The sequence below is a fragment of the Nonomuraea sp. NPDC046570 genome, from assembly GCF_040645915.1.
GTDB lineage: Bacteria > Actinomycetota > Actinomycetes > Streptosporangiales > Streptosporangiaceae > Nonomuraea.
In genome coordinates, this window is sequence record NZ_JBEYZF010000001.1 from 257,864 (window position 1) to 272,889 (window position 15,026).

The following is a 15,026-nucleotide window of genomic DNA, read 5'->3' on the forward strand; positions in this document are numbered from 1 at the left end:
GTGATCGTGCGGGACGGGACGGTGACTGATGCGGGGACGTGAGCTTCGGGGGGAACTCGACGCGTTCCTGGCGGAGACCGAGCAGGATCTGGTGGCGTTCCGCCGCGACCTGCACATGCACCCTGAGCTGGCCTTCGCCGAATACCGCACCACACAGCGGATCGCCGAGCGGCTCAGCGCGGCCGGCCTGCACCCCACGGTGCTGCCCCGCGGCACTGGTCTCTTCTGTGAGGTGGGCAGCGGCGACGGCCCCACGGTCGCGCTCCGCGCCGACATCGACGCGCTCGCGCTGTCCGACGAGAAGAGCGTGCCGTACCGCTCGACCGTCCCCGGCGTCTGTCACGCGTGCGGGCACGACGTGCACACCACGGTTCTGGTCGGCACCTCGCTCTTCCTGGCCAGGCAGGCCGCCGAGGGCCTGCTGCCGGGCCGGGTCAGGCTCATCTTCCAGCCCGCCGAGGAACTGCCGGGCGGCGCGCTCGAGGTGATGGCCCAGGGCGGCATCAACGGCGTCGACCGGATCTTCGGCCTGCACTGCGACCCGCGCGTCGACGTCGGCCAGGTCGGCCTCAAGGTGGGTCCCATCACCTCCGCCTGCGACAAGCTGTCGATCAGGGTCAGCGGCCCTGGCGGCCACACCGCCCGGCCGCACCTCACCGCCGACCTGGTGTTCGCGCTGGCGAAGATCCTCACCGAGCTGCCCGCCGCGCTGTCCCGCCGGGTCGACCCGCGCTCGTCGCTGAGCCTGGTCTGGGGACGGGTCGAGTCGGGCTCGGCGGCCAACGCCATCCCCGACGACGGCATCGCCGAGGGCACCGTGCGCTGCCTCGACGAGAACGCCTGGCACGCCGCGCCCGACCTGATCAAGGCGCTGCTGGAGTCGGTCGCCGGCGCCTACGGCGTCGAGGCCACCATGGACTACACCCGGGGCGTGCCGCCGGTCGTCAACGACGAGGCCAGCGTGCAGATGCTGGCCGAGGCGGCCGAGCGGGCGCTGGGCACCGGATCGGTCGTGCCCACCACGCAGTCGCTCGGCGGCGAGGACTTCGCCTGGTACCTGGAGTCGATCCCCGGCGCGTTCGCCAGGCTCGGCACCCGCTCCCCGGAGTCCGGCGTGCAGTACGACATCCACCAGGGCACCTTCGACGTCGACGAGGCGGCCATCGGCCAGGGCGTGCGACTGATGGCCGCCACCGCGCTGACCGCGCTGTGGGAGGGCCACCGGCTCGGCGCCGACGAGCACGTCACCGAGCCGATGGCCGAGCTGATCTAGGAGATCCGGCCGAAGACGATCGGCAGTTGGAGCGACGACCTGCCGGGGCTGATCTCGATCACGGTTCCCGGCGGGTAGCGCAGGGTGTAGTCGTAGTCGGTGGAGATCAGCACGATGCCGATCTTGTGTCCCTTCTTGAACAGGTAGTCCTGGGGCTGGAAGTCCCAGGTGAAGGTGTAGGCGCGGCCGGGCCGTACCGGGTCGGTGCGGTCGGCGCGGTTGCGGTTGCGGATGTCCAGCCAGCCGCGCGAGACGATCTTGTACGGGGTCTCGGCGACGGCGTGCCGGCGGATCGCGGTGCAGCCGGTGTCACCGGGCACGCCCTGGCCATAGCAGAGCGTCTCGCCGGTCGGCACCAGCCCGCCCGTCGGGCGGACGTCGGCGCCGTAGTCCACCAGCAGCGCGGTCAGGTACGGCGAGGAGCCGTCCTTCACCGACGCCCGCACGGACACCTTGGGCGTGCCGGAGATGCGCACGTCGGTGGGGAGCACCGAGGTCAGGTAGGCCAGGCGGTTCGGGTCGGCCACGGGGGCGGTCTCCACGAGCTGCTCGGCCGTGCGGATCTTCTGGTCGGTGAAGGACTCGCGGGCCGACAGCGGCCGGGGCAGCAGGCCGAGCTTCGAGCCGGAGCCGAGCCAGAGCTTGACCGGCAGGGTGCCGGGCAGTGGCCATGACCGGTGCTGGCCCCACTGGCCGGGGGCGATCTCCACGTCGGCCTGCGGTTCGCGCATGATGCCGCTGTCGATGCCGTACAGCCAGTGGTCGAACCAGCCGTGCAGCTGGCGCAGCCATTCGGCGGTTCGGAGGCTGAACGGGTCGCGGTGGGTGCCCTGGTGCAGCCAGATCTTGCGTGGGATGTTCCGCTTGGCCAGCGCGTTCCACCACTGGACGGCCTGCTTGGTCTTGACGTTCCAGTCGTTGAGGCCGTGCGCGACGAAGACGCTGGCCTTGATCTTGTGGACGTCGTTGAGGTAGTTGCGGGCGTCCCAGAACGCGCTGTAGTCACCGGTGATCCGGTCCTGGGTGGCGGTGATCTGGTCCATCAGCGGGCCGCAGACGGCCTTGCCGTTCTCCCTGGTCAGCACGTACTTCGCCAGCACGTCGGCGTCCTCGCCCTGGTAGCCGCCGGGCGCGAGCACGCCGCCGTTGGCGCGGTAGTAGTCGTACCAGGAGGAGATGGCGGCGATCGGGACGATCGTCTTGAGGCCCGCGACGCCGGTGGTGGCCACCGCGTTCGGCAGGGTGCCGTTGTAGGAGGTGCCGATCATGCCGACGCTGCCGGTCGACCAGGTGGCGTTGACCGGGTTGCCGGCCGGGTCGAAGCCCTTGGCCCGGCCGTTCAGCCAGTCGATGGCCGCCTTCGGGCCGGCCGTCTCGTTGCGGTCGCCGGTGGTCGGGCAGCCGGTCGCCCGGCCGCTGCCCAGGTTCTCGACCAGCACGATGGCGTAGCCGCGGGGCAGGAAGTAGTTGTCGTAGTAGCCGTCGAACGGCTCGGCGGCGGCCCGCGCGTTCAGCGCGCGCAGCCGCTGCTCGGGGTTGCCGTCGGCGTCCACGTCCACCACGTGGTTGGGCACGCTGCCGTCGCCGCCCGCGTAGTAGGGGCTGGCCTCCATGATGCTGGCGACCTTGAGCCCCTGGTCGGTCTCCTTGGGGCGGAGGATGTCGACGGCGACCCGGTCGGGTTTGCCGTCGCTGTCGCTGTCGGTGCCTTCCACCTCGACGAACACCGTCTGTTTGATGGCGTCGGCGCGAGAGAAGACCGGTTGGGTGGCGTTGTCCTGGATGGCGAGGGCAGGGGTGTCGGCCGCGGCTGGGGCCGTACTCATCGAGGTGACGAGCACGGCCGCCAGAGGAACGGCGATCGTTTTCCAGCAGCGCATGGGGGGTGCTCCTCTATTGGGCTCTAGAGGGAATCTCCGCCATGATCTGTTTGACGGCAAGATCTTGACACCGAGCAAAGTTGGGCAAAGATCTGAAGCCCATGGTCAAGGCCACCCCACGAGGAACATAAGCTGCAGCTCAGCGTCAGCTGACCGCCTCCAGGTCACAGACGCGAGTGATGTCGGTAACGGAGCGATTGCGGACCTGTGTGCCGGTTTGGTATGGCCTGGTCCAGCAACTATCTTCCGTGCAGGGTTGCCGTGCGTTTCTTCGCGCGTGCGATGAAGGTTGGACGGCGGGGAAATGGAAGGAGTCGCCTTGCTCAGCAAGCGATTCGGCAAGATGGCTGTCAGCACGATGGCCGGTGCCATGCTCATGGCGGTCGCGGCGTGTGGCGGTGGCGGCGGCGACGCCGGGAAGAGCGCCGCGCCCGACGCGGGCGCGACCGGCGAGGCCCCCAAGGCCGCGGGCCTCAAGATCGGCCTCGCCTTCGATGTCGGCGGCCGTGGCGACAAGTCGTTCAACGACGCCGCCTACGCGGGCCTGGAGAAGGCCAAGACCGAGCTCAGCGCCGAGATCAAGGACCTCAGCCCGGCCGGTGACGGTTCCAACCGTGGTGAGCTGCTCCGTCAGCTCGCCGAGGCGGGCTACAACCCGATCATCGGCGTCGGCTTCGCCTACGGCGCGGACATCAAGAAGACCGCGGCCGAGTACCCGGACATCGAGTTCGCGGTCGTCGACTCGCCCACCAGCGGGAAGAACGTGACCGGCCTGCTGTTCGCCGAGGAGCAGGGCTCCTACCTGGCGGGCGTCGCCGCGGCGACCAAGGCCAAGAACGGCCACGTCGGCTTCATCGGCGGCGTCGAGAGCGACCTGATCAAGAAGTTCGAGGCGGGCTACGTGGCGGGCGTCAAGTCCGTCAAGAAGGACGCCAAGATCGACGTCAAGTACCTCACCCCCGACGGTGACTTCTCCGGCTTCAAGGCCCCCGACAAGGGCAAGGTCGCGGCCGCGAAGATGTACCAGGACGGCGCGGAGATCGTCTACCACGCCTCCGGCGACTCCGGCATCGGCGTCTTCCAGGCCGCCCTCGCGGCCAAGAAGAAGGCCATCGGCGTCGACTCCGACCAGCGCCTGACGGTCAAGGAGACCGACCTGCAGTCGGTCATCATGACCTCGATGCTCAAGCGCGTGGACGTCGGCGTGTTCGAGTTCATCAAGGCCTTCCAGGGCGGCGCCAAGGGCGGCAAAAACGACATCTACGACCTCAAGGTCGACGGTGTGGGCCTGTCCGCCACCGGTGGCGAGATCGACGACATCCAGGCCGCGATCGACGCCGCGAAGAAGCAGATCGTGGACGGCGCGATCACGGTTCCTGCAAAGCCGTAACCTGAGTTAGATCAGACTCTGAGGGCCCGGGGCGCGGACCCGATATCCGCTCCCCGGGCCTTCGCTCTACCCCGGCTCTCCAGGAGACCGTATGAGCTCGGAAACCCTCGCCCCGGCCATTCCCGCCGTCGAACTCGAGGGCATCACCAAGCGATTCCCCGGTGTGGTCGCCAACCATGACATCCGGATCACCGTCGACCCCGGCACGGTCCACGCCATCGTCGGCGAGAACGGCGCGGGCAAGTCCACCCTGATGAAGATCCTGTACGGCATGCAGAAGCCGGACGAGGGCCAGATCAGGGTGAACGGCGAGGACGTCACCTTCCGCACCCCCAGCGACGCGATCAACGCCGGCATCGGCATGGTCCACCAGCACTTCATGCTCGCCGACAACTTCACCGTGCTGGAGAACATCGTCCTCGGCGCCGAGCCGACGAAGGCGGGCCGTCTCGACCGGGCCACCGCGCGCGAGCGGATCATGAAGCTGGCCGACACCCACGGCCTGCGGATCGATCCCGACCGGATGGTGGAGGAGCTCGGGGTCGGCGACCGGCAGCGCGTGGAGATCCTCAAGGTCCTCTACCGGGGCGCCAGGATCCTCATCCTGGACGAGCCGACCGCGGTCCTGGTGCCGCAGGAGGTCGACGAGCTGTTCGGCAACCTGCGCGAGCTCAAGGCCGAGGGGCTGACCGTCATCTTCATCTCGCACAAGCTCGACGAGGTGCTCAGCATCGCCGACGCGATCACCGTGATCCGCCGGGGCACCACCGTCGCCAGCGTCGACCCCCAGGACGTCACCGCCCGCGGGCTCGCCGAACTGATGGTCGGCAGCGAGCTGCCCACTCCGGAGACCCGCGAGTCGACGGTGACGGACACGGTGGTGCTCGACGTGTCCGGCGTGACCGTCGCCGGGCCCGGCCGCCCGCTCCTGGCGGACGTCTCCTTCCCCGTGCGCGCGGGCGAGGTCGTCGGCATCGCCGGGGTCGAGGGCAACGGCCAGTCGGAGCTGATCGAGGCCATCATGGGCTTGCAGGTCCTGCAGAGCGGCGCGATCAGGCTGGGCGAGGAGGACATCGCCACCTGGTCCACGCTCAGGCGCCGCGAGGCCGGAATCGGCTACATCCCGGAGGACCGCCACCGCCAGGGCCTGCTGCTGGAGGCCTCCCTCTGGGAGAACAGGGCGCTGGGCCACCAGACCAGGCGGCCCGCCAAGAAGGGCATCTGGATCGACAGGTCGGCGACGCGGGCCGACACCGAGCGCATCGTCAAGGACTACGACGTGCGCACGCCCAGCGTCGAGACCTTGGCGCTGGCCCTGTCCGGCGGCAACCAGCAGAAGCTGATCGTCGGCCGGGAGATGAGCGGCCTGCCCAGGTTCCTCATCGCCGCGCACCCGACCCGCGGCGTGGACGTGGGCGCCCAGGCGGCCATCTGGGACCACCTGCGCAACGCCCGCGCGCTGGGACTGGCGGTCCTGCTGATCTCCGCCGACCTGGACGAGCTGATCGGCCTGTCCGACACCCTCTACGTGATCTACCGTGGTCGCCTGGTCGCCCGCCTCGACCCGGGGAACGTGACCCCCGAGCGGCTGGGCGGCTACATGACCGGCGCGATCACGAACTCCGAGGAGAGCTGATGCCCGCCGGGCTCTATCGCGCGCTGCTGACCGTGGCGGGCGCCGCGGTCGCCATCGTGCTGGCCATCGCGATCTCCAGCGTGGCGATCGTCGCGGCCGGTGCCGACCCCTTCACCGCCTTCGCCGCCTTCTTCGACTTCGGTTCCAAGGAGGCCACCCAAGTCAGCGGTGTCACCTTCATCATCAACCGGGCGGTGCCGCTGTTCATCGCCGGCCTGGCGGTGGCGGTCGGCTTCCGGATGAACCTCTTCAACATCGGCGTCGAGGGGCAGTACCGCATCGCGGCGATCTGCGCGGCCTTCGTCGGCTCGCAGTTCTCGCTGCCGGCCCCGCTGCAGATCACCTTCATCATCCTGGTGGCGATGATCGTCGGCGGCCTCTACGCGCTGATCCCCGCGGTGCTCAAGGTGACGCGGGGGGTGAACGAGGTGATCTCCACGATCATGCTGAACTACATCGCGATCAACCTAGCCGCCTTCTTGGTCCGCGGCCCGTTCGCGGGCGAGCGCAAGGAGGGCCTGCTCACCACCTCGACGCCCGAGCTGCCCGAGTCGGCGATGTTCCCCAACTTCAACTTCCTGTTCGAGATGTTCGGGCTTCCCTCGCCCAGGGGCGCGGGCCTGTGGGGCTTCGTCGGCGTGGCGATCGTCCTCGGCATCGTGCTCTGGGTGGTGCTGGAGCGCACCCGCTTCGGCTTCGAGGTCAAGGCCAGCGGCCTCAACTCGATGGCCGCCCTCGCCTCCGGCGTCAACCCGAAGAAGATGATCATCTCCGCGATGGTCCTGTCCGGCGCCATCGCCGGCCTGATCGGGCTGCCGGAGATCCTCGGCCGTACCGGCAACTACGGCACCGGCTTCACCGCCGGCCTGGGTTTCCTCGGCATCGCGGTCGCCCTGCTCGGCAGGAACAAGCCGGTCGGCATCGCGGTCGCCGCACTGCTGTTCGGCTTCCTCGACCGGGCGCAGACCCCGCTGCAGTTCGCGAACATCCCGCCCTCGGTCGTGGTGATCATCCAGGGCGCGATCGTCCTCCTGGTCGTCATCGCCAACGAGATCACCGGCAGGATGGCGCTGCGCCGGGAAGAGCGGCGCGCGGCCCGGCAACTCGGCACGACTACTCCCGTTGAGGTGGCCGTATGAGCACCGTCGCTACCGCCGAGGCCCGCCGCGTGCGCAAGTACCACCTCGGTCTTGTCGCCGTCGCGGCGCTGCTCCTGCTGCTCTCGCTGGTGCGGGTGATGTCCGGGTTCGACGACATCACCTCCTCCGGTACCTTCCAGGCGGCGCTGATGCTGGCCGTACCCATCGGGCTGGCTGGGCTCGGCGGTCTGTGGGCGGAGCGGGCCGGCATCGTCAACATCGGCCTCGAAGGCATGATGGTGCTCGGCACCTGGTTCGCCGGATGGGCGGGCTACCAGTGGGGGGCCACCGCGGCCCTGGTCGCCGGGCTCATCGCCGGCGCGCTGGGCGGCCTGCTGCACGCGATCGCCACCGTCGGCTTCGGCGTCGACCACATCATCAGCGGCGTCGCGATCAACCTGCTCGGCCCCGGCATCACCCGCTTCCTGTCGGAGGTGCTGTACGCCGAGGGCACCAAGGCCGGCGAGGCCGGCGCGGGACTCACCACCTCGCCCGCGCTCTCCTCCCAGGCCCCCTCGGTCAGCCTGCCGCTGTTCTCCTCGGGACCCGACTGGCTCGGCAGCCTGGAGGAGACGCACATCTTCCTGCTCTCCGACGTGGCGGGCATCCTGGGCGGCCTGACCCGCAACGTGAACGTCCTGGTCATCCTGGCCGTCGCGCTGATCCCGCTGACCTACTACGTGCTCTGGCACACCGCCTTCGGCCTGCGGCTGCGCTCCTCGGGCGAGAACCCGTGGGCGGCCGAGTCGCTCGGCGTCAACGTCTACCGGACCAAGTACGTCGCGACCGTCATCTCTGGCGCGCTGGCCGGGCTCGGCGGCGTCTTCCTGGTCTTCATCACCACCAAGTACGTCGAGGGCCAGACCGCGGGCCGGGGCTTCATCGGCCTCGCCGCGATGATCTTCGGTAACTGGCGTCCGGGCGGCCTGGCCATGGGCGCCTCGCTGTTCGGGTACGCCGACGGCCTGCAACTGCGCAGTTCCCAGGCCGTGACCGGCTTCTTCCTGTTCGGCGCGCTGCTGTTGATCATCTGGGCGGGGCTGCGGGTGCGCAAGCAGCTCGCCGGTCGTGGCACCGCGGAGGAGCAGCTCGCGGGCGTCAAGCACTACACCCTGCTGGCCGCCGCCGCGCTGGGCGCGGTCGTCCTGTTCTGGCTGTGGATGACCGTCGACAAGCTGCCGAACGAGTTCGTCTTCATCACACCGCACGTGCTGACGCTGCTGGTGCTCTCGGTCGCCTCGCAGCGGCTGCGGATGCCCAAGGCCGACGGCGTGCGCTACCGCCGCGGGGAGCAGCATTGAGCATCGACTGGGAGGGCCTGCGCGACGCGGCCCGCGAAGCCATGACCCACGCCTACGCGCCCTACTCCAAGTTCCCCGTGGGGGCCGCCGCGCTGGTCGACGACGGTCGCGTGGTCACCGGGTGCAACGTGGAGAACGCCTCCTACGGCATCGGCCTGTGCGCCGAGTGCGGGCTGGTCTCGGCCCTGCACGCCTCCGGCGGCGGCCGCCTGGTGGCCTTCACCTGCGTGGACGGCCACGGCGAGCTGCTCATGCCGTGCGGGCGCTGCCGCCAGCTCCTGCTGGAGCACGGCGGCCCGGAACTGCTGGTGGAGACGCCTGACGGCGTCAAATCCCTGAACGAGGTGCTGCCGTACGCCTTCGGGCCCGACGACCTGTCGCGGGGGGCGTGAATGGACGTCATCGAGGTCATCGTCACCAAGCGGGACGGCGGCGAGCTCAGCCCCGCGCAGATCTCCTGGGTGATCGACGCCTACACCTCCGGCGCGGTCGCCGACGAGCAGATGTCCGCGCTGGCCATGGCGATCCTGCTGAACGGGATGAACCGCCGCGAGATCGCCGACTGGACCCAGGCGATGATCCGCTCGGGCGAGCGCATGGACTGGTCGGCGCTGGACCGGCCGACCACCGACAAGCACTCCACGGGCGGCGTCGGCGACAAGATCACGCTGCCGCTGGCCCCGTTGGTGGCGGCCTGCGGCGCCTACGTGCCGCAGCTGTCCGGACGCGGGCTCGGCCACACCGGCGGCACGCTGGACAAACTGGAGTCCATCCCCGGCTGGCGGGCGTCGCTGTCCGGCGAGGAGATGCTCGGGGTGATCCGCTCCAGCGGCGCGGTGGTCTGCGCCGCGGGCTCGGGCCTGGCCCCCGCCGACAAGAAGCTGTACGCGCTGCGCGACGTCACCGGCACCGTCGAGTCGATCCCGCTCATCGCCTCGTCGATCATGTCGAAGAAGATCGCGGAGGGGACCGGCGCGCTGGTCCTGGACGTGAAGGTCGGCTCCGGCGCGTTCATGAAGACCGTCGAGCGGGCGCGCGAGCTGGCCGAGACCATGGTGGCGCTCGGCAGTGACGCGGGCGTGCGCACGGTGGCGCTGCTCACCGCCATGGACCGGCCGCTCGGGCGGACCGTGGGCAACGCCCTGGAGGTCGAGGAGTCGGTCGAGGTCCTCGCCGGAGGCGGCCCCGCCGACGTCGTCGAGCTGACCGTACGGCTGGCGCGCGAGATGCTGGAGGCGGCGGGCGTCTCCGGCAAGGACCCCGCCGACGCGCTCAAGGACGGCTCCGCGATGGACGCCTGGCGCCGGATGATCTCCGCCCAGGGCGGCGACCCCGACGCCGTGCTGCCCCGCGCCGCCGAGACGGTGACCGTGGAGGCTCCCGCGTCGGGCGTGCTGACCAGGCTCGACGCTTACTCCGTAGGGCTGGCCGCGTGGCGTCTCGGGGCCGGTCGGGCGCGCAAGGAGGACCCGGTGTCGTTCGGCGCGGGGGTCACGCTGCACGCCAAGCCCGGTGACCTGGTTCAGGCGGGGCAGCCGCTGCTGACCCTGCACGCCGACGAGACGGCCCGCTTCGAGCGGGGGCTGGCGGCGCTGGAGGGCGCCTACGAGGTCGGCCCGGCGGGCGACCCCGGCCTGCTCCCGCTGGTGATCGACCGCATCACCGCCTGAGGACCCTGGCGCCCGCCGTACCCTCGGGTCAGGGCGCCTGGAAGGCGGAGGCGTTCTCTCGCGCCCACTGGGCGAAGGTGCGGGCCGGGCGGCCGGTGTGCTCCTCGACGGTCGGGCCTACCTGGTAGGCGTCCTCGGCGACGTCGCCGAAGACCCGCACCTGGAACTCGATCATCTCGTCGGGCACCCAGTTGGCCGCCGCCTCCGTCCGGAACTGCTCCTCGGTGAGCTCCACCAGCGGGATCGTCCGCCCGATGGCCTCGCCGATGATGCGCAGCTTGTCGTGCACGTCGAGCCGCTCAGCCCCGGTCAGGCCGTAGGTCCTGCCGTGGTGCCCGTCCTCGGTCAGCCCCCTGACGATGACGTCGGCGATGTCGGCCTCGTGCACCATGACCGTCTTGGTGTTCACGAACGGCTCGCGTACCTCGCCCCCCGACCTGATCGTCTTGGCCCAGTCCAGCGCGTTGCTCATGAACTCGGTCGGCTGGATGTAGGTCCACTCCAGGTCGCCAGCTCGTACGGCGGGTTCGAGCGTGCTCTCGGTCCACCCGCTCAGCAGGGTCACCCGGCCCACCCCGGCCTTGAGCAGGGTTTCGACGATCTCCTCCCCGTTGCCGAGCGGCGCGTAGTCGTCGCCGCCGAAATTGATCAGGTGGACCGCCGTCACCCCGTCCAGTGCCCGCTCCAGGCTGCCGGCAACCGTCAGGTCACCCTCGGCGACCTCGACGCCCTCGGGGAAGTTCGCCTTGCCGGGCCTGCGGGTGAGCGCCCTCACCGGTCGCCCGGCCTCGGCCAGGTGGGCGATCACGTGCTTGCCGACATTGCCCGTCGCGCCGGTCACCAGAACCGTCATTGCCTCTCCTCATGCCGTCCTCGCTGTCATGACGACCATAGGAGCTATTGCGGAAGATTAGCTTCCGCATAGATATGTACGCTGCGGAAATGGTTTGTCGGGTTTCTGGGTACCGCCCTACATATGAACGGGGGAAACGACACTATGAAGATCATCGGAATGGCGGTCGCAGGCGCCGCCTTGCTGGCCGCGGCGGCCTGCGGCGGGGGCCAGAGCACGGCGCTGCAGGCCAACATCGCGGGTAAGGCGTCGCCCACGGATATGGCCACGCCTCCGGATATGCCCACGGACATGACACCCACGGACATGACACCCACGGACGATACGACCCCCACGGATGGCGCGACCACTCCGGGCGGTCCGACCACTCCGGGCGGTCCGACCACTCCGGGCGGTCCGACCACTCCGGGTGCCCCGACCACTCCGGGTGCCCCGACCACTCCAGGTGGGGCGACTCCGAGCCCCACCGAGACGGGCGGCCCCATCAGGGGGAAGGTCGCGCTCGTCGTCGCGGCCAGTGTCGCGCTGGCGGAGGTGCCGGACTCCTCGTTGCTCTCGATCGAGAGGCAGGGGGAGGGCGCGGACCGCATGTGGGACGTCTCGGTGGTCGACGACAAGGGCGCCGAGCAGAAGATGCAGGTCAAGGCCGGCAAGGTCGTCGACGGTCCGACCGCGGAGCAGGTGGACGAGGCGGAGAAGGCCAAGTACCTCAAGTGGGTCGAGGGGGACAAGATCGGTTACGCGAAGGCGGCGGAGAAGGCTCTCGCGGAGGTGCCGGACGGCCAGCTCACCATGCTCGCCCTCGACAGCCAGGACGACACGGTCATCTGGGAGGCCACCGTGACCACCCGGGACGGCGCCGAGCGCGAACTGAAGATCAACGCGGAGGACGGCTCGGTCATGAACTGAGGCGGCTGCGCCGTACGCACACGGTGTAGACATCAGCCCGCGTCGCGGTTGCGGCGCGGGCCTTCCGTGAGTGGGTGGCGCGGGGCTAGCTGAAGATCTCGGAAAGGATCGCGCGGTGCGTGGGGAGCGCTGACGCGTGGCGGGCGAGGCCATCGTCGGTGATGGACACCGCCACCCCTCGCCGGTCCGCCGGACAGCTGTTGCGGCTGACCAGGCCCGCCTTCTCCAGGCGGGCGACCACCCGGGAGAGCGCGCTCTGGCTCAGGTGGACGGCGTCGGCCAGCTCCTGGACGCGAAAGCTCCGGCAGTCGAGGGACACGATCCGGTCCAGCACCTCGAACTCGCTCGGGCCGAGATCGTGCTCGCACAGCGCGCGCTCCAGCGCGCACCAGGCGGTCGCGTGCTTGGCCAGCACCTCGTGCCAGGCCGTGAGGACGGCCTCTTCCTTCATGACGCGGAGAATACCATCGGGTTAACAAGCATGCAACTGCATTAAATTCTGTTGCATATGATGCATGTGCATGTATTGTTCTGGTTCATGTCCTCCACCACAACTCGCTGGGGCGCGCTCGCCGTGCTCTGCGCTGTGATCTTCCTCGACGCCCTGGACGTCTCGATGGTCGGCGTCGCGCTGCCGTCCATCCAGGCCGACCTCGGGCTCTCGACCTCTTCCCTGCAGTGGGTGGTCAGCGGGTACGTGCTGGGTTACGGCGGTCTTCTTCTGCTCGGGGGCAGGACCGCCGACCTGCTCGGGCGGCGCAGGGTGTTCCTGGTCGCGCTGGGCGTCTTCGCCGTGGCCTCGCTGCTCGGCGGCATCGTCGACGACGGCACGCTGCTGATCGCCGCTCGCTTCGTCAAGGGCGTCAGCGCCGCGTTCACCGCGCCCGCCGCCCTGTCCATCATCACCACGACCTTCCCCGAGGGGCCCGCCCGCAACAAGGCGCTGAGCGTGTTCACCGCCTCCGGGGCCAGCGGCTTCTCCCTCGGCCTGGTCCTGTCCGGCCTGCTGACCGAGCTGGGCTGGCGCTGGACCTTCCTGATGCCGGTGCCGGTCGCGATCATCGCGCTGATCGCCGCGCTGAAGGTGCTGCCCAAGGTGCGCGAGGAGCGCGCCGAAGGCGGCCACGACCTGATCGGCGCCGCGCTGATCACCGCCTCGATGCTGCTGCTCGTCTTCACCGTCGTGCAGGCGCCCGAGGTCGGCTGGACCTCGCTGCGCACGATCGGCTCCCTGGTCGGCGCCGCCGCCCTGCTGGGCCTGTTCGTCTTCGCCGAACTCCGGATGAAGCACCCGCTGGTCCGCCTCGGCATCCTGCGCTCGGCGCCCATCGTCCGGGCCAACCTCGGCCTGGTCATCCTGTTCGGCTCCTACGTCGGCTTCCAGTTCGTGGCCATGCAGTACTTCCAGAACCTGCTGCACTGGTCGGCCATGCAGACCGCGCTCGCGTTCCTGCCCGCCGGCCTGCTGGTCGCGCTCACCTCCACCAAGATGGGCGACTTCGCCGACCGGTTCGGCACCGCGAAGCTCATCGTCATCGGCTCGGCCGCGCTGGCCGGCGGGTACGCGGTCTTCCTGGGCATCGACGAGACCCCGAGCCTCGGCGGCCTGGTCATCCCCGGCATGGTGCTGCTGGGCATCGCGTTCGCGCTGTCCTTCCCCTCGCTCAACATCCAGGCCACCAACGGCGTCCACGACGACGAGCAGGGCCTGGCCTCGGGCCTGCTCAACACCTCCGGCCAGGTCGGCGGCGCGGTCGTGCTGGCGGTGGTCGCCGCGGTGCTCACCTCGGGCTCGGGCGAGGCCCTGACGATCGACACGCTGCGCTCGGCGATCGTGGTCCCGATGGTCCTCGCGGTCGTCGGCCTCGCCATCGCGGCGACCGGCCTCTCCTTCCGTACGGCTCCCGCCACGGCCAAAGAGGAGCAGAAGGTCTACGAGACCGTCTGACCGTCCGAGGGCTCCGCGAACTGTCGTGGAGCCCTCGGCCCGCACCCGCGTTCAGGACGGGGAATCGGGGAATGAGCGGGGTATGCGCTCCTCCGGATTCGCGGCAGTCCTGCTCTGTCTCGCCGTGCTGGCGGCCTGTGGCTCGACACCCCCGCGCGGCACCGCCACCCACAGCCCGGGCAGCGCCAGACCGCCCGCCGAGCAGCCGACCGCCTCGCAGACCCCCAGCGGCTCGATGCCGACCGGCACGGGCGACGTCGAGGTGCAGCGCCCCGCGGGCGAGCCGGTGCTGGTCAAGGGCGTCACGTTCACCAAGCTGCCGGGCCTGGACCGGGTGGTGATCAACCTGGTCGGCGAGGTGCCCGGCTACAGCGTGCGCTGGGTGAACGCGCTCATCCAGGAGGGCTCGGGCGAGCCGATCGACGTCCAGGGCGGCGCCTACCTGCAGGTGACCGTACGGCCCGCCAACGCGCACACCGACGCCGGCGTCCCCACCTGGTCCGGCGGCCCGGTCTTCCCCGCCAGGCTGGGCAACCTGCGCAGCGTGGTGAAGACCGGCGACTTCGAGGGCGTCGTCGGCATCGGGATCGTGCTCGACCACCGGGCGCCGTTCAGCGTCTATGAGCGGACCGCCCCTGACCGGCTGGTCATCGACGTGGCACACTGACCAGGTGGTGAGAAAGATCGAAGGGGCCGCCCGCATCCCGGTGCCTGGCGGCAAGACGATCGACGAGCACATCGGCCGCGTGAACAGCGGCGACGAGGGCATCTCGATCGCGCACATGGTCGCCCCGCCCGGCTGGACGGAGCCCGCCCAGACACCGGAGTTCACCGAGTACACCGTGGTGCTGCGCGGCACCGTGGTGGTCGAGCACGCGGACGGCGTGGACGAGGTGTCGGCGGGGCAGTCCATCGTCACGTCGGCGGGGGAGAAGGTGCGCTACAGCACCGGCCCCGAGGGCGCCGAGTACCTCGCGGTGTGCCTGCCCGCCTTCGCTCCGGACACGGCCCACCGGGATGAATAGGA

Annotated in this window: 14 protein-coding genes; 11 read left to right on the forward strand and 3 right to left on the reverse strand. The window is 70.0% G+C overall.

Annotation, left to right across the window (positions count from 1 at the left end; genetic code table 11):
• Positions 1–28 precede the first annotated feature (28 nt).
• Positions 29–1,273, forward strand: a complete 1,245-nt coding sequence (locus tag ABZ911_RS01245) for a M20 family metallopeptidase (RefSeq protein WP_358050127.1) — start codon at positions 29–31, stop codon at positions 1,271–1,273.
• On the opposite strand, the gene ABZ911_RS01250 is transcribed toward ABZ911_RS01245, so the two are convergent.
• Complete coding sequence (locus tag ABZ911_RS01250; RefSeq protein WP_358050129.1) at positions 1,270–3,153, reverse strand: Xaa-Pro dipeptidyl-peptidase; 1,884 nt, start codon at positions 3,151–3,153, stop codon at positions 1,270–1,272. The two genes, ABZ911_RS01245 and ABZ911_RS01250, sit on opposite strands and share 4 nt — an antisense overlap.
• A gap of 319 nt (positions 3,154–3,472) precedes the next feature.
• On the opposite strand from ABZ911_RS01250, the gene ABZ911_RS01255 reads away from it, so the two are divergent.
• From ABZ911_RS01255 to ABZ911_RS01280, 6 genes are all read left to right on the forward strand, one after another.
• Entirely contained in the window at positions 3,473–4,543 is a 1,071-nt protein-coding gene (locus ABZ911_RS01255) for a BMP family ABC transporter substrate-binding protein (RefSeq protein WP_358050132.1), read from the forward strand.
• Between the two features lie 91 nt (positions 4,544–4,634).
• Positions 4,635–6,179 carry an ABC transporter ATP-binding protein gene (locus ABZ911_RS01260; protein ID WP_358050135.1) on the forward strand — a complete coding sequence of 515 codons (1,545 nt, stop codon included), beginning with the start codon at positions 4,635–4,637 and terminating at the stop codon, positions 6,177–6,179.
• Entirely contained in the window at positions 6,179–7,318 is a 1,140-nt protein-coding gene (locus ABZ911_RS01265) for an ABC transporter permease (RefSeq protein WP_358050138.1), read from the forward strand. Before ABZ911_RS01260 ends, ABZ911_RS01265 begins: the two co-directional genes overlap by 1 nt.
• Complete coding sequence (locus tag ABZ911_RS01270) at positions 7,315–8,619, forward strand: ABC transporter permease (protein WP_358050141.1); 1,305 nt, start codon at positions 7,315–7,317, stop codon at positions 8,617–8,619. The genes ABZ911_RS01265 and ABZ911_RS01270 overlap by 4 nt, the downstream gene beginning before the upstream one ends.
• Positions 8,616–9,011 carry a cytidine deaminase gene (locus tag ABZ911_RS01275; protein ID WP_358050144.1) on the forward strand — a complete coding sequence of 132 codons (396 nt, stop codon included), beginning with the start codon at positions 8,616–8,618 and terminating at the stop codon, positions 9,009–9,011. Before ABZ911_RS01270 ends, ABZ911_RS01275 begins: the two co-directional genes overlap by 4 nt.
• Positions 9,012–10,289 carry a thymidine phosphorylase gene (locus tag ABZ911_RS01280; protein WP_358050147.1) on the forward strand — a complete coding sequence of 426 codons (1,278 nt, stop codon included), beginning with the start codon at positions 9,012–9,014 and terminating at the stop codon, positions 10,287–10,289.
• Positions 10,290–10,317: 28 nt separating this feature from the next.
• Here ABZ911_RS01280 and ABZ911_RS01285 read toward each other — a convergent pair whose 3' ends face one another.
• A complete protein-coding gene (locus ABZ911_RS01285) occupies positions 10,318–11,142 on the reverse strand; it encodes an NAD(P)H-binding protein (RefSeq protein WP_358050150.1) in 825 nt (274 codons plus the stop codon).
• A gap of 144 nt (positions 11,143–11,286) precedes the next feature.
• Here ABZ911_RS01285 and ABZ911_RS01290 point away from each other — a divergent pair, with 144 nt between their 5' ends.
• Positions 11,287–12,051 carry a PepSY domain-containing protein gene (locus tag ABZ911_RS01290; RefSeq protein ID WP_358050153.1) on the forward strand — a complete coding sequence of 255 codons (765 nt, stop codon included), beginning with the start codon at positions 11,287–11,289 and terminating at the stop codon, positions 12,049–12,051.
• An 85-nt stretch (positions 12,052–12,136) separates the two neighbouring features.
• On the opposite strand, the gene ABZ911_RS01295 is transcribed toward ABZ911_RS01290, so the two are convergent.
• On the reverse strand, positions 12,137–12,502 hold the full coding sequence (locus ABZ911_RS01295; RefSeq protein ID WP_358050154.1) for a MarR family transcriptional regulator: 366 nt from the start codon (positions 12,500–12,502) through the stop codon (positions 12,137–12,139).
• A gap of 87 nt (positions 12,503–12,589) precedes the next feature.
• Here ABZ911_RS01295 and ABZ911_RS01300 point away from each other — a divergent pair, with 87 nt between their 5' ends.
• The 3 genes from ABZ911_RS01300 to ABZ911_RS01310 all read left to right on the forward strand — a co-directional run bounded on the left by ABZ911_RS01300 (position 12,590) and on the right by ABZ911_RS01310 (position 15,024).
• Entirely contained in the window at positions 12,590–13,999 is a 1,410-nt protein-coding gene (locus ABZ911_RS01300; protein WP_358050157.1) for an MFS transporter, read from the forward strand.
• 82 nt (positions 14,000–14,081) lie between these two features.
• Complete coding sequence (locus ABZ911_RS01305) at positions 14,082–14,666, forward strand: hypothetical protein (RefSeq protein ID WP_358050160.1); 585 nt, start codon at positions 14,082–14,084, stop codon at positions 14,664–14,666.
• A gap of 7 nt (positions 14,667–14,673) precedes the next feature.
• On the forward strand, positions 14,674–15,024 hold the full coding sequence (locus ABZ911_RS01310; protein WP_358050163.1) for a cupin: 351 nt from the start codon (positions 14,674–14,676) through the stop codon (positions 15,022–15,024).
• The last annotated feature ends 2 nt before the right edge of the window (positions 15,025–15,026 follow it).